The organism is Streptomyces sp. NBC_00466, assembly GCF_041433995.1.
In the GTDB taxonomy this organism is placed as follows: domain Bacteria; phylum Actinomycetota; class Actinomycetes; order Streptomycetales; family Streptomycetaceae; genus Streptomyces.
Genome location: NZ_CP107896.1, coordinates 3,092,391 through 3,116,549 on the forward strand (window position 1 = coordinate 3,092,391; position 24,159 = coordinate 3,116,549).

General features: G+C 70.7%; 19 protein-coding genes. 10 read left to right on the forward strand and 9 right to left on the reverse strand.

Features of this window, described 5'->3' with window-relative positions; genetic code table 11:
* Positions 1–83 precede the first annotated feature (83 nt).
* On the forward strand, positions 84–866 hold the full coding sequence (locus OG210_RS13625; RefSeq protein WP_328329208.1) for a uracil-DNA glycosylase: 783 nt from the start codon (positions 84–86) through the stop codon (positions 864–866).
* 168 nt (positions 867–1,034) lie between these two features.
* Entirely contained in the window at positions 1,035–2,126 is a 1,092-nt protein-coding gene (locus tag OG210_RS13630) for a magnesium and cobalt transport protein CorA (RefSeq protein ID WP_328329206.1), read from the forward strand.
* A gap of 70 nt (positions 2,127–2,196) precedes the next feature.
* Here OG210_RS13630 and OG210_RS13635 read toward each other — a convergent pair whose 3' ends face one another.
* Positions 2,197–2,790, reverse strand: a complete 594-nt coding sequence (locus tag OG210_RS13635) for a GNAT family N-acetyltransferase (RefSeq protein ID WP_328329204.1) — start codon at positions 2,788–2,790, stop codon at positions 2,197–2,199.
* Between the two features lie 189 nt (positions 2,791–2,979).
* Here OG210_RS13635 and OG210_RS13640 point away from each other — a divergent pair, with 189 nt between their 5' ends.
* Positions 2,980–4,218 carry a hypothetical protein gene (locus OG210_RS13640; RefSeq protein ID WP_371536646.1) on the forward strand — a complete coding sequence of 413 codons (1,239 nt, stop codon included), beginning with the start codon at positions 2,980–2,982 and terminating at the stop codon, positions 4,216–4,218.
* Between the two features lie 6 nt (positions 4,219–4,224).
* Here the strand turns inward: OG210_RS13640 and OG210_RS13645 are convergent, their stop codons facing one another.
* Complete coding sequence (locus tag OG210_RS13645) at positions 4,225–4,647, reverse strand: hypothetical protein (protein WP_328329200.1); 423 nt, start codon at positions 4,645–4,647, stop codon at positions 4,225–4,227.
* Positions 4,648–4,834: 187 nt separating this feature from the next.
* Here OG210_RS13645 and OG210_RS13650 point away from each other — a divergent pair, with 187 nt between their 5' ends.
* A complete protein-coding gene (locus OG210_RS13650; protein ID WP_371536650.1) occupies positions 4,835–6,877 on the forward strand; it encodes an FUSC family protein in 2,043 nt (680 codons plus the stop codon).
* Positions 6,878–7,084: 207 nt separating this feature from the next.
* On the opposite strand, the gene snpA is transcribed toward OG210_RS13650, so the two are convergent.
* Entirely contained in the window at positions 7,085–7,762 is a 678-nt protein-coding gene (gene snpA, locus OG210_RS13655) for a snapalysin (RefSeq protein WP_371536653.1), read from the reverse strand.
* 163 nt (positions 7,763–7,925) lie between these two features.
* Between snpA and OG210_RS13660 the strand changes: the two genes are divergently transcribed.
* The 4 genes from OG210_RS13660 (at position 7,926) to metG (ending at position 12,871) form a co-directional block, all read left to right on the forward strand.
* Positions 7,926–8,819, forward strand: coding sequence for a LysR family transcriptional regulator (locus tag OG210_RS13660; RefSeq protein WP_328329193.1), 894 nt, complete (start codon positions 7,926–7,928; stop codon positions 8,817–8,819).
* Between the two features lie 109 nt (positions 8,820–8,928).
* Entirely contained in the window at positions 8,929–9,231 is a 303-nt protein-coding gene (locus OG210_RS13665) for a barstar family protein (protein WP_328329191.1), read from the forward strand.
* A gap of 162 nt (positions 9,232–9,393) precedes the next feature.
* The gene (locus OG210_RS13670) at positions 9,394–11,154 is read left to right on the forward strand and encodes a VWA domain-containing protein (RefSeq protein WP_371536658.1); all 1,761 of its coding nucleotides are present in this window, start codon (positions 9,394–9,396) and stop codon (positions 11,152–11,154) included.
* 103 nt (positions 11,155–11,257) lie between these two features.
* Positions 11,258–12,871, forward strand: coding sequence for a methionine--tRNA ligase (metG, locus tag OG210_RS13675; protein WP_328329187.1), 1,614 nt, complete (start codon positions 11,258–11,260; stop codon positions 12,869–12,871).
* A 134-nt stretch (positions 12,872–13,005) separates the two neighbouring features.
* On the opposite strand, the gene OG210_RS13680 is transcribed toward metG, so the two are convergent.
* From OG210_RS13680 to aspS, 3 genes are all read right to left on the reverse strand, one after another.
* Positions 13,006–13,593 (reverse strand): Uma2 family endonuclease, encoded by a 588-nt coding sequence (locus OG210_RS13680; RefSeq protein ID WP_328329185.1) that lies wholly within the window; start codon positions 13,591–13,593, stop codon positions 13,006–13,008.
* Between the two features lie 66 nt (positions 13,594–13,659).
* Positions 13,660–14,463, reverse strand: coding sequence for a L,D-transpeptidase family protein (locus OG210_RS13685; RefSeq protein WP_328329183.1), 804 nt, complete (start codon positions 14,461–14,463; stop codon positions 13,660–13,662).
* A 461-nt stretch (positions 14,464–14,924) separates the two neighbouring features.
* Positions 14,925–16,727: an aspartate--tRNA ligase gene (gene aspS / locus OG210_RS13690; protein WP_328329181.1), complete on the reverse strand. Its 1,803-nt coding sequence runs from the start codon at positions 16,725–16,727 to the stop codon at positions 14,925–14,927.
* A 170-nt stretch (positions 16,728–16,897) separates the two neighbouring features.
* Here aspS and OG210_RS13695 point away from each other — a divergent pair, with 170 nt between their 5' ends.
* The gene (locus OG210_RS13695) at positions 16,898–19,354 is read left to right on the forward strand and encodes a SpoIIE family protein phosphatase (RefSeq protein ID WP_328329179.1); all 2,457 of its coding nucleotides are present in this window, start codon (positions 16,898–16,900) and stop codon (positions 19,352–19,354) included.
* On the opposite strand, the gene OG210_RS13700 is transcribed toward OG210_RS13695, so the two are convergent.
* From OG210_RS13700 to OG210_RS13710, 3 genes are all read right to left on the reverse strand, one after another.
* Entirely contained in the window at positions 19,270–20,382 is a 1,113-nt protein-coding gene (locus OG210_RS13700; protein WP_328329177.1) for an AI-2E family transporter, read from the reverse strand. The genes OG210_RS13695 and OG210_RS13700 overlap by 85 nt on opposite strands.
* A 117-nt stretch (positions 20,383–20,499) precedes the next feature.
* Entirely contained in the window at positions 20,500–21,456 is a 957-nt protein-coding gene (locus OG210_RS13705; protein ID WP_328329175.1) for a pirin family protein, read from the reverse strand.
* 177 nt (positions 21,457–21,633) lie between these two features.
* Positions 21,634–22,089 carry an SseB family protein gene (locus tag OG210_RS13710; protein WP_164264700.1) on the reverse strand — a complete coding sequence of 152 codons (456 nt, stop codon included), beginning with the start codon at positions 22,087–22,089 and terminating at the stop codon, positions 21,634–21,636.
* Positions 22,090–22,254: 165 nt separating this feature from the next.
* On the opposite strand from OG210_RS13710, the gene OG210_RS13715 reads away from it, so the two are divergent.
* Complete coding sequence (locus OG210_RS13715; RefSeq protein ID WP_328335531.1) at positions 22,255–24,081, forward strand: acyl-CoA dehydrogenase; 1,827 nt, start codon at positions 22,255–22,257, stop codon at positions 24,079–24,081.
* The last annotated feature ends 78 nt before the right edge of the window (positions 24,082–24,159 follow it).

Genomic DNA, 24,159 nt, shown 5'->3' on the forward strand with positions numbered 1-24,159 from the left:
AGGGTACCGGCGCGTGCCCCGGCCGGGCGACAGGTTTTCCGCGCCGCCGGGACCGTTGCGCGCACGCCCCGTACCGTGGCCGGATGGCCGAGTCGGAGTCACGGGCGTCAGAGCCGCAGCCGAGCGCCGACGACCGGCGTTTCCCCGCGAGCCGGGCGCCCGGCTGCGCCACACTCGGCGCGCTGGACGCCCAGGTGGTCGACTGCCGCGCCTGCCCCCGGCTGGTGGCCTGGCGGGAGCAGGTGGCCGTGGAGAAGCGGGCCGCGTACCGGGACCAGGAGTACTGGGGGCGGCCCGTCCCCGGCTTCGGGCCCGCCGACGCCGCGCTGGCCGTGGTGGGGCTGGCACCCGCGGCGCACGGCGGGAACCGGACCGGGCGGATGTTCACCGGCGACCCGGCCGGCGACTTCCTGGTCGCGGGGCTGCACGCCGTCGGCCTGGCCTCGCAGCCGACCGCCACCGCCGCCGACGACGGGCTCACCCTGCGCGGAGTACGGATGGCCGCCCCGGTGCACTGCGCGCCGCCGCAGAACAAGCCCACCACCGAGGAGCGCGACACCTGCCGGCCCTGGCTGGCGGCGGAGCTGGCGCTGCTGAGTCCCGGGCTGCGCGCGGTGGTGGTGCTCGGCGGCTTCGGCTGGCAGGCCCTGCTGCCCGTACTCGCCGACGCGGGCTGGCGGCTGCCCCGGCCGCGGCCGGTGTTCGGCCACGGCGCGCAGGTGGTGCTCGCCGGTACGGACGGCCGCGACGAGCTGCGGCTCTTCGGCTGCTACCACCCGAGCCGGCGCAATGTGAACACCGGGCTGCTGACGCGGCCGATGCTGGAGGCGGTGTTCCGCGAGGCAGCCGCCGCTGCGGGGCTGTAGCGGTACCGCTCTCAGTTGCGGTTCAGCTGCGGGGTTGTAGCAGTGCCGGCCTCAGCCGCAGGGCTGGAGCAGTACCGGCCCCAGCCGCCGGGCTCTGGGCCGTACCGGCCTCAGCTGCGCGGACCGGCGGTGGCACACTGGCCCGCGGTCCGCCGAAGGAGCAGCCCCATGCCGATGTTCCGCACCCTGCGCCGTGCCGTACGGCGCCCGCTCCACCCCGCAGTCGATCTCAGCCACCCCGTCCGCTCCCCGCTCGGCAGCGCGGTCGTGAACTGCGTGGTCTACCGCGACGGTGTCCGGCAGCCGGGCGACTGCCCGGCGGACGAGGCGCTGCGCCGGGTCAGAGCGGAGGGCAGCGGCTTCGTCTGGATCGGGCTGCACGAGGCGCAGCAGAGCGAACTCGTCGCGCTCGGGGAACTGTTCGGGCTGCACCGGCTGGCCGTCGATGACGCACTGCGCGCCCATCCGCGCCCCAAGATCGACACCTACGGTGACACACTCTTCGCCGTACTCAAGACCGTCGGCTACGTCGAGCACCAGGAGCTGACCGCCACCAGCGAGATCGTCGACACCGGAGAGCTGGTCGTCTTCACGGGCGCCGACTTCGTCCTCACCGTCAGGCGCGGCCGGCACGGCTCGCTCGGCCCGCTCCGCGAGGCCCTGGAGGCAGACCCCGGCCAGCTCGCCAAGGGCCCGGCCGCCGTGCTGCACGCCATCGCCGATCACGTCGTCGAGCAGTACGCCTGTGTCGCCGACGCCGTGCAGGACGACATCGACGCCGTCGAGTCCTTGGTCTTCTCGCAGCAGGCCGCGAGCGGTGACTCCGGGCGGATCTATGTGCTCAAGCGGGAGCTGATGGAGTTCAGGCGGGCGGTGGTCCCGCTCTGCCGCCAGCTGGAGAAGCTGCTCGCCCGGCAGCCGCTGCCGCTGATGACCCAGGACATCAGGACGTACTTCCGCGACGTGGCGGGGCGGCTCACCCGGATCACCGAGCAGACCACGGCGTACGACGCACTGCTCGACTCCATACTCCAGGCACATCTGGCGCAGGTGGGCATCGAACAGAACGAGGACATGCGGAAGATCACCGCGTGGGCGTCCATAGTCGCCGTACCGACCATGGTGTGCGGGGTGTACGGCATGAACTTCGACCACATGCCGGAGAAGCACTGGGAGTACGGCTACCCGCTGGCCATGGCCGTGATCGTGGCCGCCTGCCTGGTCATGTACCGGGGATTCCGCCGCAACGGCTGGCTGTAGCGGCTCCTGCTCCCGCCCGTTCGCCTGCTCGTTCTCCTCCTGCTCCCGCTCCTGCTGTCGCCCCCGCCGCCTACCCCGCGCTGCCCGCGTGCACGATGGCGCGGCTCCATGCCTCGTACGTGTGCTGCGGGTGCGGCGGCTCCGGCAGTTCCAGGGGGTCGTGCTGCTCACGCGGCCGCACATCGCCGAAGCGGGTCCAGCCCCACCCCTGCATCGCTCCCCTGGCCGGTTCGTTCGAAGGCTCCACCAGGGCCGCGACCAGTGCGGCCCGCGAACGCACCAGCAGCTGGTCGACGAGGCGGGTGGCGATCCGCTGCCGCCGGAAGGGCGGTTGCACCATCAGCTCGGCCAGGACGAACACCTGCCCTGACGCGGTCAGTTCCTCGATGTCCTCCGGGAGCCTGCCGCGGAAGCCCTGCCAGAGGCCGCCGTCCCGCTCCAGGACGTACCCGTAGGCGCATCCGGCCAGCGACGGGCCGTCGGCGACCATCATGTCGAAGCCGGGGCGCTGCATGTCCTCGGCGAAGCGCTCCAGGAACTGCTGGCGGTCGTGGAACTCCTCCCCACGCGGCCCCCGGTATGCCTCGACATAGGTGTCCGCGACGGCCTCCCGCTGCGATTCGGCCTGCCATCTGGTCAGGCGGCGCATGAAGACCTCAGCCATGTGTTCCTCCCGTTTTCCGGCCATCGTCTCAGCGCTCGGCGACCAAGGAAACGGCTAGTGCAAGATCCGGCCTGATCCAGACGGGAGGCTCCGGGCCTGGTGGCGCGGGGCGGTCCGGGTGCGCGGCGGAAATGGCCGAATGGCGCTGTCCGGAGTGCGGGCTCCCGGCCGGTGGCTTCCCCTGGAGACGTGACGGACGACGGCGTGGGCGGACTCGGCGGACTACGGTCCGGGCCCGCCGTACCGGAGGGGCGCCCGCCGGGCCGCCGAATGCGGTCGTTCTTCGCCGTCCTGCTGATCGTGGTCGCGGGGATCCTCACCCCGGTCTCCGCCGTCGCCGTCTGGACGCGCGACGTGGTGGGCGACACCGACCGCTATGTCGCGCTGATGCGGCCGCTGGCCGCCAACCCGGCCGTGCGGTCCGCCGTGACCGGCCAGGCGACGGAGGCCGTCGTGAAGTACGTCAATGTCGACGCGCTGCTCAAGTCCGTCGGGCCCGCGGAACGCGCCGAGATCGAGCTCGCCATCGGCGCGCTCGGCAAGCCGATCTCCTCGGGGCTCAAGGAGCTCGTGCACAGCGCGGTCGCGGGGTTCGTCGACAGCGGCACGTTCACGGACGTCTGGGTCCAGCTCAACAGGACCGCGCACACCGCCGCCGAGAAGGCCCTGACCAGCGACCGGGGCGGCGCGGTCACGATCGATCTGGCGCCCGTCACGGACGCCGCGAAGAAACGGCTCGTGGACAGCGGGCTGACCATCGCGTCGAAGATCCCCCCGGTGCACGCCCGGTACACGCTGCTGGACTCCCAGGCCGTGGGCCGGGCGCGCACCGCCTTCCGGCTGCTGCGGATCGGCGGGCTCTGGCTGCCGGTGGTGACCGTGCTGCTCGCGGCGGGCGGCGTACTCCTGGCGGTCCGCAGACGGCGCGCCCTGGTCACCGCGGGCCTGGCGGTAGCGGCAGGTGCGCTGCTGCTCGGCCTGGCGATCGCCGCCTTCCGCAGCCTGTACCTGGACCGGCTGCCGCCCGGCATCCCGGAGCCCGCTGCGGCTGCCGTCATCGACGCGCTGACGGCCTTCCTGTGGACGGCGGTCCGCATGATCGCCGTGGTCGGCGCCGTGCTGGCGCTCGCCGCCTGGCTGGGCGGCTCCGGCCGGATCGCCGTGCGGATCCGGACGGTGTGGCGGCGCACCGTCGGCGCCGTACGCAACGCCATGGGCCTGCGCACCGGGCGCGCGGGCCTCTGGGTGCTGCGCGCCAGGGCCTGGCTGAACGGGACGGTGGTGGCCGTCGCGCTCGCCGTCTACCTGGTCTGGGACCGGCCCACCGCGGGCGTCGTGGTGGGGATCGCCCTGTCCGCGCTCGTCGCGCTGGCGCTGGTGGAGCTGGCCGCGGACGACGGGACCCCGCAGACGTACAAACCTGACTGAACCGGCTCAGTCCTCGTGCGTGTAGAAGAGATAGAAGGTCGTGACCACGGCGCCGATGCCGAACCCCGCGCCGATGAACGACGACGACAGCACGCTCGACCCGGTCATCGAGTACAGGAACCCCATCGCGCCGCCGATGAGCACGCCGTACCCGGCCGCCCTCAGCTCGCGGGGCAGCGCGTGCTGGATGCGGCCGAAACCGAAGGCCAGCACGGCGAGCACCAGGCCCGAGACGATGCTGAGCACGATCTTGGCGGTGGTGAAGGGGTGGCCGGGCGACGTGGAGCTGAGGATGAACGCCGTGTACAGGGCGTAGACGATGCCGAGGACGACGGGCACCGCCACGGCCGCCATCGGCAGGTGCCCGTGTGCCGCCGGGCGTCGCCGGTGGGACGGCCGGTGTCCGCGGAGTGTCGTGGGTGTGGCCATGGCAGATTCCTTCCGCTCGCCTCCCACCAGCGCACACCCGCGGCCGCGTCCCGGCAACTCGTACGGCGTAACAGGGCCGCGCAACGGGACGGCGCACCGGCCTGTCTCGCGCCCCGCGTGCACCCGCGCAGAACTCACAGCCGTACGCGGCGGGAGAAAACCGCACGCCAGGCCGTAGTTTGTTGGCATGGGTGACACGGTCGGCAGCAGCGCAGACGCACAGAGGAAGCAGCCGCTGATCTCGCCGCCGGAGTGGCTGATCCGGGGGCTGCGCCCGCAGCCGGCGCCGATCCCCTGGGCCGCCGTGGTCCGCGCGAGCATCGCGCTGGCCGCGCCGCTGGCCGTCGGCCTCGCCGTCGGACAGCCCGGGTACGGGGCGCTGGTCGCCATGGGCGCGCTCTCGGGCGTCATCGGCGACACCGCCGACGCGTACCGGATGCGGATCCTCAACATCGCCGTGCCGCAGTGCTTCGGCGCGGTCGGCGTCATGCTCGGCACCCTCGTGTACGGCGACGGCTGGATCGCGGTGGCCGTCCTCACCCTGGTCGCGCTGGTCTCCGGGATGATCTCCACGATCGGCGCGGTGGCGTCCGTTTCCGGGCTGCTCCTCCTGCTCAACTCCGTGGTCGGCGCGGGCCTCCCGCTGCCGGGGCCCTGGTGGAAGGCCCCGCTGCTGCTCTCGCTCGGCGGGCTCTTCGTGCTGGTGCTCGCACTGCTCGGCTGGCCGCTGCGGGCGCGGACCCCGGAACGGACCGCGGTCGCCGCGACCTACCGCTCGGTCGCCGAGCTGCTCGCGGCCGCGGGCACGACCGCGTACGACGTCAGACGCCAGGCCGTGACCGCCTCGCTCAACGCCTCGTACGACCTGATCCTCGCCCGGCGCGCCCACTACCACGGACGCAGCAGGTCGATGGTGCGGCTGCTCGCCCAGCTCAATGTGCTCGTCCCGCTGATCGAGGCAGCCGCGGCTGCCCATCTGCACGGCCGTGCCTCGCGCCGCCCGGAAATCGCCGCGGCGGTCCGGGACTTGGCCGATGTGGTCGCCACGGGCCGGTCGGGTGCGGTGCCCGACCTCGCACTCCCCGGACCCGAGGGACCCGCCGACCGCGCCATGAACGCGGCGCTGCGGCACGCGGCCGCCGTCGTCAGCAACGCGGATTCCGACCATCCGGACCAGTACGGCGCGGACGACCGGCTCGGCCGCCCCGCCGCACTCGGTGTCCGGGCCCGCCGGGCCGCCGTCACCGTCCTGCTCTCGCCCACCTCCTGGCGCTACGGCCTGCGGCTCGCGCTCTGCATCGGCCTCGCGCAGGTGCTGGTGTCGGTGGTGAGCGTCCCCCGCTCGTACTGGGTCGCGCTCACCGTCACCTTCGTACTCAAGCCGGACTTCGGCTCGGTCTTCTCCCGCGCGGTCCTGCGCGCGCTCGGCACCGCGGTGGGGGTGCTCACCGCCGCGCTGGTCCTCGGGGTCGTACCGCGCGGCTGGTGGGACGTACCGGTGATGGTGGTGCTCGCGGCGCTGATCCCGGCGGTCTCCGCGAACGGGTACGCCTTCCAGACCGCGGCCATCACCCCGGTGATCCTGCTGATCTCCGACCAGATCAACCATCTGGGGTTCCATCTGGTGCTGCCCCGGCTGCTCGACAGCCTGATCGGCTGCGGGATCACCCTGGTCGCGGGCTATCTGCTCTGGCCGGAGAGCTGGCACACCCGGATCGGCGACCGGCTGGCCGTCGCGGTCGAGGAGAGCGCGCGCTACGTCGAGTGCGCTTTCGGCGGCGGGAGCGGAAGCGGACCGGTGCCGGCAGCCGACGGTACGGGTGCGCAGGGCTCACCGGCCGCGCCGGGCGACCACGGTGACCGGGCGCGGCTGCGGAGGCGGATCTACCGCGATCTGTCGGTCGTCCGGACGGAGTTCCAGCGGGCCCTGACCGAACCGCCGCCGACCGGGAAGCGGGCCGCCGCCTGGTGGCCGCTGGTCGTCGCGGCGGAACGGATCGTGGACGCGACGACAGCCGCGCGGGTACGCGTCGACCACGGCGCCCGGCCGCCCGCGCCGGAGGAAGTCGGCGAGGTGACGAAGCAGTTGCGGGAGCTGGCGCAGGGGCTGCGGTCCAGCGCGACCCTGGTGGAGGTACCGACCCGGATCGAGGGTGACGACGAGGGTGTCCTCGCCCCGCTGCGCCAGGAAGTCGTCGCGGCGCGGGAGATCGCGTCACCGCAGCGCTGAACCGTGAACGGGGCGGACACGCACATCGCTTCAGGGGCCGGGCCACGCCCGGACACGGCGGAGCCGGGCCGGGCGTGGCCCGGCCCGGCTTGATCCACCCCGGCAAGGTCACCCGCACCCGGCATCGTCAAGGACGCCGGGTGCGGGGGTGGGGGGCCGACGCCGGGGAGGTGGCGTCAGGGCCTAGGTGTCAGATCCTTGTTCCTGTCAGGACCTGCGCGACACGTTCGCCTTGGCCAGGGCCTTGGCGAAACCGTTCGCCCACAGGGAGTCGACCTGGGCGCGCTCCTGCGCGTCCGGCTGCCGGTTGGTGCAGGACGGGCCGGGGCCGCCGCCCGACATCAGCTCGCTGCACGGGCCGCTGTAGTCGTCGGGAAGGCCGAGCACATGGCCGGTCTCATGGGCGGTGACGCGGATCGAGTCGTACTCCTGGGTCTGCGCGTGGTCCAGGAAGATGTAGCCGCTGCCGTGTCCGTCCGTCGAGGCGTACGAACCCTGCGGGTCGTCGCCCTCACGGTAGGAGAAGTCGGCGCCGGACGATCCCGCCTGGAGCTGGACGTTGGTCTCCGCTGCGTTCCATATCTGGGCGCTGGCCGCTATCTGGCTCTGGTAACTGGGCGCGGCCGACGCGTCGTAGGTGATGGTGACGGACTTCAGCCCGGGGTGGGCCGCCTGCTTCTTCGCGACCGACTTCATGACGGCGTCGAAGAAGGCCTTGTTGCCCGCCTCCTGCTTCGCACTCGCGTAGTGCTGGGCACTCTGCGCGGTGTGCAGGACCGGGGCCACCGTGGTGGGCGAGGCCGCCTGGACGGGGGCCGCTGTGCCGAGGGCGGCTGCGATGCCGAGGCCGAGGATCGCGGACAACGCGGTATTACGGTGCTTCATGTGGGGGCTCCTACTCGTCCGGTGTGGGGGTGAACGGGTGGTACCGGAGAGTGTGCTGCGCGGGCGCCCCGCCGGGATGATGGCAACTGGCGATAACTTGGGCCTATCGGTGGGGATTTGATGGTCTGGTGCGGCCCCGGGCGCACCCCTACTCTCGGGTTTCATGGACCTTGAAGTGCGGCATCTCCGCGCACTGTGCGCCATAGCGGACACCGGCAGCCTCCACCGGGCGGCCCGTGAGCTGGGCATGAGTCAGCCCTCGCTCACCACACAGCTCCGCCGGATCGAGAACTCACTGGGCGGGCAGCTCTTCTCCCGTACACGCACGGGCTGTCGGCCCACCCCGCTGGGGCGCACCGTGCTCAGCCGGGCCAGGCCGCTGATCGACGAGATGCGCTCGCTGGTCACCGAGGCGAAGGCCGCCGCCGCGCGCGCGGCCGGGCCCCGGCTGCGGATCGGCGCGACGGCGAGCCGCGCCATCCCCGGCTGGCTGCGCCGGCTGCGCGCCCGGCTGCCGGACACCGAGACGTCGCTCCACATGGACGTGTCGGCCAACGCGCTGCTGCGCCTGGTGGCCTCGGGCCAGCTGGACGTGGCGTTCGTGCACGAGGTCGAGGGGTGCCCGCTGCGCGTACCGGACGGCCTGGAGATCCGGGTCCTGGTCGAGCGCGAACCGCAGTCCGTGACGCTGGCGGTCGACCATCCGGCGGCCGCCGACCCGGTGGTGAAACTGGCCGATCTGGCGACGGACCAGTGGATGGTCGACCCGACCGTGGACGGCGAATGGGACGGGATGCGCCGGATGCTGCGCGCGGCGGGTCTCAATCCCCGGGTGCTGCACGGTGATTACCTCACGGCGTTCGCCCTGGTCGCGTCCGGTGAGGTGGTCACGGTCTGCCAGCCGACCACCAGACCCAGACCCGACCTGGTGATAAGACCGCTGCACGGGGACCCCCTCGGCGTACGGCTGCTGCTCGCGGCACGGCCCGGGACGGACGGGGCGGAGCTGGACGTGGTGTACGAGGAGCTGGCGGCGGCGTACGGGGAGTTGCTCTGATTCAGGCCAGTCACTGAGGGTGAAGTCGTGTTCCCCGTGGAGCCACCGGGGAGTCCGGGTGGCGTCGGCCCGGCACACCTGTCGTACCTTCCGCGTACCATCCGCTGCCATGGGCTCCGAACTGGTCGTGGATCTGCGCACGCTGCCGCTCGCCTCACTCGACGACTTCTGGGACGCGGTGTCCGGGCCGTGCGGGCTGCCCGACTGGTTCGGCCGCAACTTGGACGCCTGGTGGGACGTGGTGGAGACCCGGGGCGTCTCGGAAACGGTGGACGCGCACGGTCTGCTCGTCGTACGGGCCCGGGCTGCCGGGCTGTTCGCTCCGGGACAGCCGGACGGCGCACGGCTGTCGGCACTGTTCGCCGACACGACCCGCGCACGGCTCGACCTGGAGCCCGGCACGGCGGCGTGAGTCCTACCCTCTCCTGAGACGGGCCCTTCGGAGCCGGTCGGTCCAAGATCGCCGAAGGCGGTCGTTAACCTTACGTGTCCGCCCTGGCCAGGGATCGACTCCCGTCGGCGCGGACTTGTCTCGTACTCGACTCATTGCGAATCATTGCGAAAGGTCTCGCCCATGGGCATTCGGAGCTTGCTGCGCAAGGTGTTTGGACGCGACCGCGTGGAGTCCGGTGAGCCGTCGGCGGCCACTACCGTTCCGGCACAGGCCGAGCGTACGACGACGCCCGGGAAGGCGACGGACACCGGGACGGCGGCAACGACTTCTGCGGAGTCCTCGCCGGAGAAGGTGACATCGTCGGACACGGCAACGGCACCGGAGAAGGCATCGTCGGAACGGCTGTCATCGGAACGGGTGGCGGCCGAGGGCGCGTCGTCGGAGAAGCCCCGCACGGTGTCGCTGCCCGCCCAGGCCGACAAGGCGTCGACCGCCGTCCCCGCCGCCGAGAAGCCGGCGCCGAAGCCGGTCCGCAGGTCCGGCGGGATCGCGTCCGACCTGGTGGCGGAGGCCTTCGACAACCCGAAGCGGAGGCCGGCGGAGCCGACTGTCCCGGCCCAGGGGAAGGCATCGGACGAGGCCGCGCCGGAACGGAAGGCGGAGCCGGACCCGAAGCCGGAGCGGGAGCAGGACCCGAAGCCGGAGTCGGAGTCGAAGTCGGAGACGAAGACTGAGCAGGAGCCCGCTCCCGCCGCCGAGGCCGCACCGGTCGCCGTTGAGGCGGAGGCCGTTGAGGCGGAGGCTGTTGAGGCGGAGGCTGTTGAAGCGGCACCGGTTGAGGTACCGGCGGTTGAGGCCGAGCCCGTCGCGGCGGAGCCGGAGGCCGCTGCCGTAACGGAGCCGGTTGCCGTCGAGGCGGAGGCCGTCGAGGCGGAGGCCGTTGAGCCGGAGAAGGCTGAGGCGGCTGGGACCGAAGCAGCTGAGACTGCGGCGAAGGCCGAGCCCGAGCCGGCCGTGACGGAACCCGCGACCGACGAGGCCGAGCCGGTCACCGCCGACGCGACGCCCGAGCCCGCCGTCACCGAGCCCGTCCAGGCCGAGGCGGAAGCGGAAGCAACCGCGGAGGCAGACACAGAGACAGCCGCCAAGACAGAGGAAGAGGCAGCGGCAGCGGCAGCAGCAGCGACCGCGACCGAAGCAGACTCCCAGGCGGCAGAGACAGCGGAGGCGGCCGAACCCGTATCCCCGGCGGCGACCGGCACCACCGCCCCCGCCCCCGCCGACCTCACGACTCGCGCGCCGCAGCTCGCCAGCGCCTACCAGGCCGCCGGCGCCGAGATCGACAAGGCCGGGCTGAGCGGTGCCAAGGCCGCCGTCTATCTGGTGCTCGACCGGTCGGGTTCCATGCGGCCGTACTACAAGGACGGCAGCGCGCAGGCCCTCGGCGAGCAGACCCTCGCCCTCGCCGCGCACCTCGACGAGCAGGCCACCGTCCGTGTCGTCTTCTTCTCGACGGACATCGACGGCACCGGAGAGCTCACGCTCGACGCGTACGAAGGCCGCGTCGACGAGCTGCACGCCGGGCTGGGACGGCTGGGCCGCACCAGCTACCACCGGGCCGTCGAGGAGGTCGCGGATCTGCACAGCAAGTCCGCCGACCCCACCGCCCCGGCCCTGGTGATCTTCCAGACGGACGGTGCCCCGGACGCCAAGGTCGTGGCCAAGCAGGCCATCGCCGAGGTGGCGGACAAGCCGCTGTTCTGGCAGTTCGTGGCCTTCGGCGACCACGAGTCGAAGGCGTTCGACTTCCTGCGGAAGCTGGATGTCCCGCACGCCGCGTTCTTCCACGCGGGTCCGACCCCGCGCGAGCTGGCCGACTCCGAGGTGTACGAGCAGCTGCTCGCCGCCTTCCCTGCCTGGCTGGCGGCGCGCAAGGGCTGATGCCGGACAGCACCGGCCGGCCGACCGGGCCCCCGTCCACCTGGACGGGGGCCCGGCGCATATCCGGTCGGAGGCTCGCCGTGAGGAAGTTAGGATTTCGACCATGGCGGCCACTGGATCCGAGAAGCAGGGGACGAACGCGTACTACGTATCGACCCCCATTTACTACGTCAACGACGCTCCTCACCTGGGCCACGCCTACACGACCGTTGCAGGGGACGTGCTCACGCGCTGGCACCGTCAGCGCGGCGAGAAGGTGTGGTACCTCACCGGCACGGACGAGCACGGTCAGAAGATCATGCGCACGGCCGAGGCGAACAACGTCACACCGCAGGAGTGGTGCGACAAGCTCGTCGAAGAGTCCTGGAAGCCCCTCTGGGAGCATCTGAACATCGCGAACGACGACTTCATCCGGACGACGGAGAAGCGGCACACGGACCGTGTGCAGGAGTTCGTGCAGGACCTGTTCGACAAGGACGAGATCTACAAGGGCGGGTACGAAGGCCCGTACTGCGTGGGCTGCGAGGAGTACAAGCTCCCCGGCGACCTGATCGAGGGCGAGCCCGACTTCCCCGGTCAGAAGCTGTGCCCGATTCACAAGAAGCCGGTGGAGATCCTCAAGGAGGAGAACTACTTCTTCAAGCTGAGCGAGTACGGCCCGAAGCTGCTGGAGTTCTACGAGGCCAACCCGGGCTTCATCCAGCCCGAGTCGGCGCGCAACGAGGTCGTGAACTTCGTACGGCAGGGGCTTCAGGACCTGTCCATCTCGCGCTCGACCTTCGACTGGGGCGTCCCGGTGCCGTGGGACGAGAAGCACGTCATCTACGTCTGGGTGGACGCGCTCCTCAACTACGCCACGGCCGTCGGCTACGGCGCGAACCAGCAGAAGTTCGACGAGACGTTCCCGGCCGACGTGCACCTGGTCGGCAAGGACATCCTGCGCTTCCACGCGGTGATCTGGCCCGCGATGCTGATGGCCCAGGGTCTGCCGGTGCCCGGCAGGGTCGCGGCGAACGGCTGGCTGATGGTCGGCGGCGAGAAGATGTCGAAGTCGAACCTGACCGGCATCAAGCCGCAGGACCTGACCTCGCACTTCGGCGTGGACGCCTACCGCTGGTACTTCCTGCGGGCCATCGCCTTCGGCAGCGACGGATCGTTCTCCTGGGAGGACTTCTCCGCCCGCTACACCTCCGAGCTGGCGAACGACTACGGCAACCTCGCCTCGCGGGTGGCCGCCATGGTCGGCAAGTACTACGGCGGAACCCTGCCGGCCGCTGAGGCCCCGGGCGCTGCCGAGCAGGCCGTTCAGGAGGGTCTGGCCAAGGCGGTCACCGAGTCCGACCGGATGATCGGCGAGGAGCTGGACTTCCAGGGCGGCATCCTCGCGGTCTTCGACTTCGTGAAGCAGGTCAACGGCTACATCACTGAGCAGGAGCCGTGGAAGGTCGCCAAGGACGAGTCGCCGGAGGGCCGGGCCCGCCTCGCGACCATCCTCTACACGGCGGCCGAGTCGCTGCGCGGTGTCGCTGTCCTGCTGAACGCGGTGATGCCGGAGACCTCGCAGAGCCTGTGGGACTCGCTGGGCGCCGAGGCGGGCCTCGGCGCGCTGGCGGACCAGAAGCTCCAGGAGTCGGGCGTCTGGGGGCAGCTCCCGGCCGGCGCGACGGTGACGAAGGGCGCGGTGCTGTTCCCGCGCCTGGAGGAGAAGCCCGCGTAGCCTACGCACAACGGCTGCATGCCGAACAGGAAGGCCCGGAACCGACCACGGTTCCGGGCCTTTCTGTTTCCTGCTTCCGGCTGACGGCTGACGGCTGACGGCTGACGGCTGACGGTCGCCTGTTCCGGCCGGCGTCAGCGCACCCAGCCCATGAGCGGCGCGGTGTCCAGCTCGATCCCGACCGGGCCGGGCAGCTCGACGGTCTTCCCGAACGGAACCGTGACCACCTGCTCGTACCGCACGCCGTCCGGCTGCGAGTGGACCTTGACCTCGCCCGCGTCACGGTCGATCAGCAGATAGACCGGGATCCCGGTCTCGGCGTAGGCACGCGGCTTCTCCACCCGGTCCCGGCGGTCGGTGTCGGCGTCGTTCGAAGTGACCTCGACCACCATCAGCACACCGTCGGCACTGGCCCACTCACCCTGGCCGACGAACGTGCCGCTGGGAGCCAGGGCCCCATCAGGACGGGCGTTGCCCCTGCGGTAGCTCTCGATCCGGAGGCCCTGCTCCGGGTAGAGCCACAGCCTCGGGTCGGCCTGCATACACAGGCGTGTCAGCCATTCGATGATCCGCCCGTGGTCCCCGTCCGGCACAGCCTTGACCCCCAACTTCCCGTTCACGAACTCCAGACGCACCGCTTCGTCGGTTCGTATGGCGTGCCGGGCCAGCTCCTCGAAGACTTCCTGGGTCAGGACTGTGCACCGCTCTTCCACGACGCTCACCACGGTCTCCTCAGGGGTAGGTGACACTGTCCAGACTACGGGGCACCGCACCACCCGGGCGCGGCTTCACTCCCCCAGCATTGATGCGTCCCCCATGACCACCACCGGCTTCTTCGCCGGGTCCAGCCAGCGCAGCAGTTCCTTCATCCGGTCCTCCGGCAGGGAGACGCAGCCGTGTGTGGGGCCGCCGTGGTCGACGTGGAACCAGACGCCGCCGCCCCGGTACGCGCCCATCGGGCGGGTCCAGTCGAGCGGGGTGGTGCCCGGCTTGTGGTTGTAGTTGATCGCCACCACGTAGTCGAAGGCGCCCGCCAGGGACTCCCCGTCGAAGCCGGTGCCCGGGGCGACGAAGGAGGACCCGTGGTCGTACGGCAGGCGGGTGCCGGGGTCCGCCTTGCGGCCGCCCGCGTCGGTCAGGCCGTAGACCCCGGCGGGTGAGTGGAGATCGCCCTGGTAGTGCTTCTCGGTCCAGCCGTGCAGGGCGTTGTGCGCGGGCCACGGGTCGGAGACCGGCTCCCAGCCCTTGACCGGGTCGCGGACGTAGAGGAGGACGGTGGAGCGGCTGGAGTCCGGTGCGTCGCCGGTGACGACGACGGCCTGCCGGGCGGACGCCGGGATCTCGGCCAGGTTCTTGGGACCGAGCGCGGGGATCTCCTTGACCTGCTGAAGCTCCGCGGCCCGGCGGAGCTGCGGGCCGGCCGCGGGTGTCGCGGCCGCTGCGGGCGGCCCGCCGTGACCGCTGTTGTCCTCGACCGCCCGGGCCGGGGTTGTCGTGTGTCCCGGGAACCCCGAACACCCGGAGAGCATCAACCCACCGGTGACCAGGGCGGTCGCGATGAGCGCACCTCTGGGAAGTCGGCGAAGAGACATGTACGAGCCTTTCGTTTTCACGTCGGATCACGTCGGATCACGTCGGGTGCACGCCGTTAACGACTGGTGTGTGCCGTAGGCGTCGTTTCATTTCGGGGAACCCTGCGAGGTTCCCCCCGAGGCCCGCCTCTTTATGGAAGTTGGTGTGACGCTCGATGATTGTTTCGACGTCGTTGTCGCGAATGACGCCCCGTCCAGGTCCTGCTGTACGACCGGGGCAAGCCGTGCACGTCGCCGCGCACACACAGACTTGCCGGAATCAGACTGCCCCCGCCCTTGGCCTTGATCCTGACCGGCACGCCGATCAGTCCGTCGTACTGGTCCGTCGTACTGGTCCGTCCCGCGCAGCTCACGGCACGAATCCCCGAGCCGCGGGCAGGGGCACGAAGCTGACGGCACAGAACAGCCCCCGGTCGGCCGACCGGGGGCTGTTGCGCTGTTTCACGTGAAACCGGCAGGCGCTACTTCTCCTGCTTGTCCTGCTTCTCCTGCTTGTCCTTCACCGGAGCCGCAGGCTTGCGCAGCTGGATGTTCAGCTCGCGCAGCCGGGTCTCGTCGAGCACCGTGGGGGCGCCCATCATCAGGTCCTGCGCGTTGCCGTTGAGCGGGAACGCGATCGTCTCGCGGATGTTCGGCTCGTCGGCCAGCAGCATCACGATGCGGTCCACACCCGGGGCGATGCCGCCGTGCGGCGGGGCGCCGAGGCGGAAGGCGCGGAGCATTCCGGCGAACTCGTGCTCCACGGTCTCCCGGTCGTAGCCGGCGATCTCGAACGCCTTGAGCATCAGCTCGGGCTCGTGGTTGCGGATGGCGCCCGAGGAGAGCTCGATGCCGTTGCAGACGATGTCGTACTGGTACGCCAGGATGGCGAGCGGGTCCTTCTCCTCCAGGTCGGCATAGCCGCCCTGGGGCATCGAGAAGGGGTTGTGCGAGAAGTCGATCTTGCCGGTCTCCTCGTCCCTCTCGTACATCGGGAAGTCGACGATCCAGCAGAACCGGAACACGTCCTCCTCGAAGTGGCCGGCGCGCTTGGCCGCCTCGACGCGGACCCCGGACATGATCTTGGAGACCTCGTCGAACTCGCCCGCGCCGAAGAAGACCGCGTGGCCGGGCTTGAGCTCCAGACGCTCGGTGAGCGCCGTGATGTCGGACTCGGAGAGGAACTTGGCGATCGGTCCGGCGAGCGTGCCGTCGTCACCGACGCGCACCCAGGCCAGGCCCTTGGCGCCCTGCTCGACGGCGTACGCACCGAGGCCGTCGAAGAACTTGCGGGACTGGCCCGCCGTGTCCGGGACGGGCAGCGCGCGGACGTGCTTGCCCGAGAACGCCTTGAAGCCGGAGTCGGCGAAGACGTCCGAGACGTCGACCAGTTCGAGCCGGGCACGCAGGTCGGGCTTGTCGTTGCCGTACTTCACCATCGACTCGCGGAACGGGATCCGCGGGAACGGGGAGGTGACGTGGCGTCCGTTGCCGAACTCCTCGAAGAGTTCGGTCATCAGCTTCTCGATCGGGCCGAAGACGTCCTCCTGCTCGACGAAACTCATCTCGACGTCGAGCTGGTAGAACTCGCCCGGCGAGCGGTCCGCGCGGGCGTCCTCGTCGCGGAAGCAGGGCGCGATCTGGAAGTAGCGGTCGAAGCCCGAGATCATCAGCAGCTGCTTGAACTGCTGCGGGGCCTGCGGGAGCGCGTAGAACTTGCCCGGGTTGAGACGGGACGGCACCACGAAGTCACGGGCGCCCTCGGGGGAGGTCGCGGTGAGGATCGGGGTCGCCATCTCGTTGAAGCCGAGCGCGACCATCTTCGAGCGGATCGAGGCGATCACCGAGGAGCGCAGCATGATGTTGCGGTGCATGCGCTCGCGGCGCAGGTCGAGGAAGCGGTACTCCAGACGCCGCTCCTCGTTGACGCCGTCCTCGGCGTTGATGGTGAAGGGGAGCGGGGCGGCGGCGCCGAGCACCTCGACCGCGCCGACCTCGATCTCGACCTCGCCGGTCGGCAGTTCCGCGTTGACGTTCTCGGAGCCGCGTGCGGAGACCTTGCCGTCGATACGGACGACCGTCTCCTTGGTGACCTTGGAGAGCGCCTCGTTGGCGGGGGTGCCGGGGCGGGCGACGAGCTGCGTGATGCCGTAGTGGTCGCGCAGATCGATGAAGAGGATGCCGCCCAGGTCTCGGCGATTGTGCAGCCAGCCGCTCAGCCGGACGTCGGAGCCGACGTCAGAGGCGCGCAGTTCGCCGCACGTGTGGGACCTGTACCGATGCATCGTTCATCCAGTTCTTCGCGAGACAGGCGGGAAGGGTGTACTTCGCACCAGGGTACCGCCGGGCACACCGTGCCTTTACGCCTTTATCGGCCCGGCCCCGCGGCCCGGGAACGGCCGCATGGACGCACCCTGTGTGGCGGCTGCCGGTCGCACCTTCTTAAAGTGGGTCAATGCGCACCGAGGACGTCCTGGCCGCCATCGCGACCGGCCTGTGGCGATGGGACAACACCGCCGGGATCGTCACGCTCGACGCGGAAGCCGCCCGGCTCCTCGGTCTGCCCGCCGAACCGACCAGCCTCTCCGAGGCCGCCGCCCGCTCCCGGTTCCACCCCGTCGACTGGAACGAGATCAACGGGACCGTGAATCTCGCGGTCGCCGAGGACACCCTCGCCGAGGCCCGGCTGCGCATCGTGGACGAGTCGGGCCGGGTCCTGCGTACCGTGCGCAGCCGCTCCAAACCGCTGATCAGCGCGCACAGCTTCGTCCTGGTCGGCACGCTCCAGGAGGTCGCGGAGCCGCAGCCGGGCGACGCGGTCCACACTCCGATCACCGGTGACTGGCGCCGCTCCCGCGAGGCGTTCCTGCTGGACGCGGGGCGCGCGCTCGCCGAGGCCAGGTCCACCGAGGAGGTGCTGCGGGTCGCCGCCTCGCTCTCCATGCCGGGGTTCGAGCCGGACGGCCTGGCGGTCTTCGGGATCACCGGCGACTGGCTGACGGTCATCGGGCACCACGGTCACAACCCCGCCGAGAACGGCCTGATGGCCGAATTCCCGATGAGTACGGAAGAGCAGTATCCCGCCGCCGAGGTCGCCAGGACCGGGCGGGCCATCTATCTGCCGACACCCGCCATGTACGAGGAGCGCTACCCCCGGTACTGGCCCGCTGTGGCGCCCCTCAAGCGGCAGTCCTGGGCTTTCGTCCCGCTGGTCGACTCGGGGGTGACGATCGGTGCCTGGATGGCGGCCTTCGCCTACCCGGTCAGCTTCTCGCCCGACGAACGCTCGGTGCTGACGACGGTCGCCCGGATGCTGGCCCAGGCCCTCGCCCGCGCGGGGATCGCCGACAACGAGCGTGAGCTGTCGCTCGGGCTCCAGCGCTCGATGCTGCCGATGCTGGGCCCCCGCGTCCCGGGGATGACGGTCGCCGCGCGCTATGTACCGACCGGGGGCGGGCTCCAGGTCGGTGGCGACTGGTACGACGTGATCCCGCTGCCGGGGAGCACCGCACAGGAGGACGGCAAGGGCGGCGGCCGGGTGGCGCTGGTGATCGGTGACGTACAGGGGCATGACGTACGGGCCGCCGGGATGATGGGCCAGCTGCGGATCGCCCTGCGCGCGTATGCGGCCGAGGGCCATCCGCCCGATGCGGTGCTCTCCCGGGCCTCGCGCTTCCTGTACGGCCTCACGGACACCTACGACCAGAACAACGACTCCGACGAACCGCCCACTCCGCGCTTCGCGACCTGTCTGTACATCGAGGTCGACCCGGCCACCGGCACGCTCGACGTGGCCCGCGCGGGCCACCCCGACCCGACGGTGCGCACGACCGACGGCACGGTGCTGATGCGGCCGGCTGAGGGCGGACTGCCGCTGGGTATCCATCCGGACACCGACTACCCGACGACCCGGCTGGTGCTCCAGCCCGGCGAGACGCTGATGATGTGCACGGACGGGCTCATAGAGACCGGCGGCCACGATCTCGACACGGGCTGGGAGCGGATCCGCGCAACGCTGGAACAGCACACCGGGGACAATCTGGAGATCCTCGCCGACGCACTGGTGCAGGCCGCGCACGGTCCGCCGGAGCACCATCACACCGGACCGTTCTCCGACCGCCGCGAGGACGACATCGCCGTACTGCTGATGTCCCGCGCGGGGGAGCCCGTACGGGCGGGCATCACCCGGCACATCTCCCTGGCGATCGCGCAGGCCCAGCCGGAGCGCGTCTCGGCGGCCCGCAGGCAGCTGCGGGAGCTGCTGCACGACTGGGCGGACAGCGAACAGGTCGACTCGGCCGCGCTGATGGTCTCGGAGATGGCGACGAACGTCCTCATCCACACGGACGGCGACGCGACGCTGACCGCGGACATCACCGGTGAGTCCGGCAGCCGGCGGCTGCGGGTCGAGGTCTCCGACGACAGCGACGAACTGCCGCACAAGCGGCGCCCCGGCGAGATGGCCTCGTCCGGGCGCGGGCTGCTGCTGATGGAGATGCTCGCGGACATGTGGGGGGTGGATCCGCGCGGCTCCGGCAAGTCGATCTGGTTCGAACTCTACGAGTCACGCGGCGAATCGAAGGACGGATCCGCCGGGGCCACCGGGGCCGACGGGGCCGGCGGGCCGGGCGGGCCGGGCGACGACACCGAGGGGCTCTCATCCGACCTGCTGTCCGACTTCCTGGCCGAGCTCGCACCGGACGAGCCGCTGGGGAGGGACGAGCCGCTGGGGACGGACGGCCCGCAGGGTGACGGTTCGCCGGTAAAGGGTTCGCCGAGTAACGGTTCGCCGGGAGACAGCCCGCCGGGATCGGAATCCGGGCCGGCTCACGCGTCCCGGCCCGCGTCCGGTGCCGAGTCGGGTGCCGGTCCTGGGCCGGCTCCCGGATCCGGGGCGGGCTCCGGCGGGTAACGCTTCCGCAGTTCGCCGATCACCCCGAAGGCGGCAGCCGCCACCGGTACGGCGAGCAGCATCCCCAGGAGCCCCGCGATGCTCGCACCGGCCGTCAGCGAGATCATGACCATCGCCGGGTGCATCTGGACCGTACGGCTCTGGATCACCGGCTGGAGCACATGCCCCTCCAGCACCTGGACCAGCAGGACCACGCCCAGTGCCCAGAGAGCGATCGCGATTCCCCGGTCGGCGAGGGCCACCAGCACGGCGACCGCGCCGGAGATGAACGCGCCGAGGTACGGGATGTAGGCCCCGACGAACACCAGCGCGCCGAGCCCGACCGCACCCGGCACCCTCAGGATCAGCAGCCCGACCGTGATGCAGACGGCGTCGATGAACGCGATCAGTGTGGTGCCGCGCATGAACCCTTCGACGGCCTCGAAGGCCCGGCGGGCCATGGCCTCGATGGTGGCTCCATGGCTCGGTGCGACGGCGTACGCCAGCCCGCGGGCGTGGTCCGAGTCGCGGAGGAAGAAGAAGGTGAGCAGCAGCGCCAGCACGCTGGTCGCGATGAGCGTGCCGATCAGGCTCAGTCCGTTGAGCAGCCCGCCGGCGGCGTTCGCGCCGAACTTGCCGAGCAGATTCTTGGCGTTGTCGGCGATGTTGGTGATGCCGTCGCCGGTGGCCACCCCGAAGTGGTCGGCGATCCACTTCCCGGCGTCCTTCAGCGATGCCAGGATCTGGTTGCCGGTGTCGATGAGCGCGGTGACGACGATGTACGCGGCCCCGCCGACGACGGCGACGAGCACGGCGCAGGTGAGCCCGGCCGCGAGTGACCTGTTCAGCCGCATCCGGACCAGCCGCCGGTGGACGGGGCCGAGGAGCGCCGTACCGAGCAGGGCGAGCATCACCGGGGTGACGGCGGTCTTGAGCGTGACACAGAGCCAGACCCCGACCGCGGCCACGCCCGTGACGAGCAGCGCGACGACACACCAGGCAGCCAGCCGGCGGGCGTGGTCGGGGAGCAGCGGCTTCTGGGTATGCACGCCCCCAGCCGATCACGCGGGCCCGGCGACGGCTCGTTCGCCGCGGCCGGGCGGGTGGCGGGGGGGGGGGCCGGGGCGGCCGGGGAAAGCTCCCCCGGCCACGACCCGGGCCTGTTGCTACATCCCGTGCACCGCCGGGACCGTTCCCAGCCGGCCGCGCTGGAAGTCCTCGAACGCCTGCTTCAGTTCGGCCTCGCTGTTCATGACGAACGGCCCGTAGTGCGCCATCGGCTCCCGTATCGGGCGCCCGCCCAGCAGGACGACCTCCAGGTCCGGGCTCTTCGCTTCCTGGGTCTCGTCCGCGCGGACGGTCAGCGAGGAGCCGGCGCCGAAGACCGCGGTCTGGCCGGTGTGGGCCGGGCGGCGGTCCGTACCGACGGAGCCGCGCCCGGCCAGCACGTATGCCAGGCCGTTGAAGTCCTCGCGCCACGGCAGCGTGACCTCGGCGCCCGGCCGTACCGTCGCGTGGATCATCGTGATCGGGGTGTGGGTGATGCCGGGGCCGTCGTGGCCATCCAGCTCGCCCGCGATGACCCGCAGCAGCGCACCACCGTCGGGCGATGTGAGCAGCTGGACCTGGCCGCCGCCGATGTCCTGGTAGCGCGGGGCCATCATCTTGTCGCTCGCCGGCAGGTTCACCCAGAGCTGGAGCCCGTGGAAGAGCCCGCCGCTCACGACCAGCGACTCCGGCGGCGCCTCGATGTGCAGCAGGCCGGAGCCCGCCGTCATCCACTGGGTGTCACCGTCGTTGATGGTGCCGCCGCCGCCGTTGGAGTCCTGGTGGACGAAGGTGCCGTCGATCAGGTACGTGACGGTCTCGAAGCCGCGGTGCGGGTGCCAGGGCGTGCCCTTGGGCTCTCCAGGTGCGTACTCCACCTCACCCATCTGGTCCATCATGATGAACGGGTCGAGGTACTGGTAGTTGATCCCGGCGAACGCGCGGCGCACCGGGAACCCCTCGCCCTCGAAGCCCCCCGGCGCGGTGGACACCGCGAGCACGGGACGCGGTACTGCGCCCTCCGGCGCGTGGACGCGCGGCAGGGTCAGCGGATTCTCGACGGTCACGGCAGGCATGGCGGCCCTCCTGGCAGGATGCTCGGCATTCAAAGTAGTTGAATGGTGAACATCTAGCAAGGCGCGCGCATTCCCGGAGCGGGCCGGACCCGCGGTTCAAGCCAGAGATTGGCCGGATCAGTCCATGCCGGATCAGTTACGTCTACGTACGACGAGTACGGCGAGCGCGGCGAGCCCTCAGCCGTACATCCGCCGCATCGCGAAGTCGACCATCTGCTCCACGGCCTTCGCGTCGAAGACCATCCGGTGCTCGCCCTCCATGTCGAGGACGAAGCCGTACCCGGTAGGCAGCAGGTCGATCACCTCGGCGCCGGTGATCACGAAGTACTTGGACTCCTTGCCGGCGTACCTGCGGAGCTCCTTCAGCGAGGTGAACATGGGGATCACCGGCTGCTGGGTGTTGTGCAGGGCGAGGAACCCGGGGTTGTCGCCGCGCGGGCAGTAGACCTTCGACGTGGCGAAGATCTGCTGGAAGTCCTCGGCGGCCATCGAACCGGTGGTGAAGGCCCGCACGCCGTCGGCGAGCGAGGGCGGCGACGGCTCGGGGTACAGCGGCTGGTCACCGTAGCCGGGCTGCGGCGCGGCGTACTGCTGCTGGGCGCCCTGGTTCGGGTTCGAGTCGTAGCCGTACATGCGCGCAAGAGTACTGAGTAAAGGGGTCCCACCGCAGGGGCGGTCTCGTCACACTTGCCCGATAGGGGTTGCATCTTATTACTGACGGGTAGCATCATCGGAGCTACTTGCTGGTATTCGATACAGGTACGCGTGGCAGGCACGCGTTACGAGAGGGCTGTCGCCATGGGGCACTACAAGTCGAATCTCCGCGACATCGAGTTCAACCTCTTCGAGGTCCTCGGCCGCGACAAGCAGTACGGCGCCGGGCCGTTCGCAGAGATGGACGTCGACACCGCGAAGAGCATCCTCGACGAGGTGGCCAGGCTCGCGGAGAACGAGCTCGCCGAGTCCTATGCCGACGCCGACCGCAACCCGCCGGTCTTCGACCCGGAGACCAACACGGCACCCGTGCCTGACACCTTCAAGAAGTCCTACCAGGCCTTCATGGAGTCCGAGTACTGGCGTCTCGGCCTGCCCGAGGAGATCGGCGGCACCACCGCGCCGCGCTCCCTGATCTGGGCGTACGCGGAGCTGCTGCTCGGCGCGAACCCGGCGATCTGGATGTACTCCTCCGGTCCGGCCTTCGCCGGGATCCTCTACGAGGAGGGCACCGAGGAGCAGAAGAAGATCGCGGAGATCGCGGTCGAGAAGCAGTGGGGCTCCACGATGGTCCTCACCGAGCCGGACGCCGGCTCGGACGTCGGCGCCGGCCGGACGAAGGCCGTGCAGCAGGACGACGGCTCCTGGCACATCGAGGGCGTGAAGCGCTTCATCACCTCGGGCGAGCACGACATGTCGGACAACATCATCCACTACGTGCTGGCGCGCCCCGAGGGCGCGGGCCCCGGCACCAAGGGCCTCTCGCTCTTCATGGTGCCGAAGTTCGAGTTCGACTGGACCACCGGCGAACTGGGCGAGCGCAACGGCGTGTACGCGACGAACGTCGAGCACAAGATGGGCCTCAAGGCGTCCAACACCTGCGAGATGACGTTCGGCGACCGCCACCCGGCCAAGGGCTGGCTGATCGGTGACAAGCACGAGGGCATCCGCCAGATGTTCCGCATCATCGAGTTCGCCCGGATGATGGTCGGCACCAAGGCCATCGCGACGCTCTCGACCGGCTACCTGAACGCCCTGGAGTACGCCAAGGAGCGTGTGCAGGGCCCCGACCTCGCGCAGTTCATGGACAAGTCCGCGCCGAAGGTCACCATCACGCACCACCCCGACGTGCGCCGCTCGCTGATGACTCAGAAGGCGTACGCCGAGGGCATGCGCACCCTGGTCCTCTACACGGCGTCCGTCCAGGACGCGATCCAGGAGAAGGAGGCCGCGGGCGAGGACGCCAAGGCGCTGCACGGCCTCAACGACCTGCTGCTGCCGATCGTGAAGGGGTACGGCTCGGAGAAGTCGTACGAGCAGCTGGCCCAGTCGCTCCAGACCTTCGGCGGCTCCGGCTACCTCCAGGAGTACCCGGTCGAGCAGTACATCCGGGACGCCAAGATCGACACCCTCTACGAGGGCACGACGGCGATCCAGGGCCAGGACTTCTTCTTCCGGAAGATCGTCCGCGACCAGGGCGCCGCGCTGAACACCCTGTCCGAGGAGATCAAGAAGTTCCTCGCGGCCGGCAACGGCGGCGAGGAGCTGGCCGGCGCCCGTGACCAGCTGGCCAAGGCGGCGGTGGACCTGGAGGCGATCGTCGGCGCGATGATCACCGACCTCACCTCGACCGGCGAGGACGTCAAGAACATCTACAAGGTGGGGCTCAACACCACCCGCCTGCTGCTGGCTTCGGGCGATGTCGTCGTGGCGTACCTGCTGCTCAAGGGTGCGGCGGTGGCCGCAGAGAAGCTGCCGACCGCCTCCGCGAAGGATGTCGCGTTCTACCGGGGCAAGATCGCGGCCGCGAAGTTCTTCGCCGCCAACGTCCTGCCCGGCGTGAGCGCGGAGCGCGCCCTCGCCGAGACCGTCGACACCTCGCTGATGGAGCTGGACGAGGCTGCGTTCTAAGCAGCCCTGAGCAGCCCTAAGCGCTTCTGGGCAGTTCAAGCGGCGGCGTGGTCCCGGTCTCCGGGGTCACGCCGCCGC

Coding starts and splice junctions, on each gene's coding strand:
- OG210_RS13625 (WP_328329208.1), top strand. CDS start 84: ATGGCCGAGTCGGAGTCACGGGCGTCAGAGCCGCAGCCGAGCGCCGAC.
- OG210_RS13630 (WP_328329206.1), top strand. CDS start 1,035: ATGCCGATGTTCCGCACCCTGCGCCGTGCCGTACGGCGCCCGCTCCAC.
- OG210_RS13635 (WP_328329204.1), bottom strand. CDS start 2,790: ATGGCTGAGGTCTTCATGCGCCGCCTGACCAGATGGCAGGCCGAATCG.
- OG210_RS13645 (WP_328329200.1), bottom strand. CDS start 4,647: ATGGCCACACCCACGACACTCCGCGGACACCGGCCGTCCCACCGGCGA.
- OG210_RS13650 (WP_371536650.1), top strand. CDS start 4,835: ATGGGTGACACGGTCGGCAGCAGCGCAGACGCACAGAGGAAGCAGCCG.
- snpA (WP_371536653.1), bottom strand. CDS start 7,762: ATGAAGCACCGTAATACCGCGTTGTCCGCGATCCTCGGCCTCGGCATC.
- OG210_RS13660 (WP_328329193.1), top strand. CDS start 7,926: ATGGACCTTGAAGTGCGGCATCTCCGCGCACTGTGCGCCATAGCGGAC.
- OG210_RS13665 (WP_328329191.1), top strand. CDS start 8,929: ATGGGCTCCGAACTGGTCGTGGATCTGCGCACGCTGCCGCTCGCCTCA.
- OG210_RS13670 (WP_371536658.1), top strand. CDS start 9,394: ATGGGCATTCGGAGCTTGCTGCGCAAGGTGTTTGGACGCGACCGCGTG.
- metG (WP_328329187.1), top strand. CDS start 11,258: ATGGCGGCCACTGGATCCGAGAAGCAGGGGACGAACGCGTACTACGTA.
- OG210_RS13685 (WP_328329183.1), bottom strand. CDS start 14,463: ATGTCTCTTCGCCGACTTCCCAGAGGTGCGCTCATCGCGACCGCCCTG.
- aspS (WP_328329181.1), bottom strand. CDS start 16,727: ATGCATCGGTACAGGTCCCACACGTGCGGCGAACTGCGCGCCTCTGAC.
- OG210_RS13695 (WP_328329179.1), top strand. CDS start 16,898: ATGCGCACCGAGGACGTCCTGGCCGCCATCGCGACCGGCCTGTGGCGA.
- OG210_RS13705 (WP_328329175.1), bottom strand. CDS start 21,456: ATGCCTGCCGTGACCGTCGAGAATCCGCTGACCCTGCCGCGCGTCCAC.
- OG210_RS13710 (WP_164264700.1), bottom strand. CDS start 22,089: ATGTACGGCTACGACTCGAACCCGAACCAGGGCGCCCAGCAGCAGTAC.
- OG210_RS13715 (WP_328335531.1), top strand. CDS start 22,255: ATGGGGCACTACAAGTCGAATCTCCGCGACATCGAGTTCAACCTCTTC.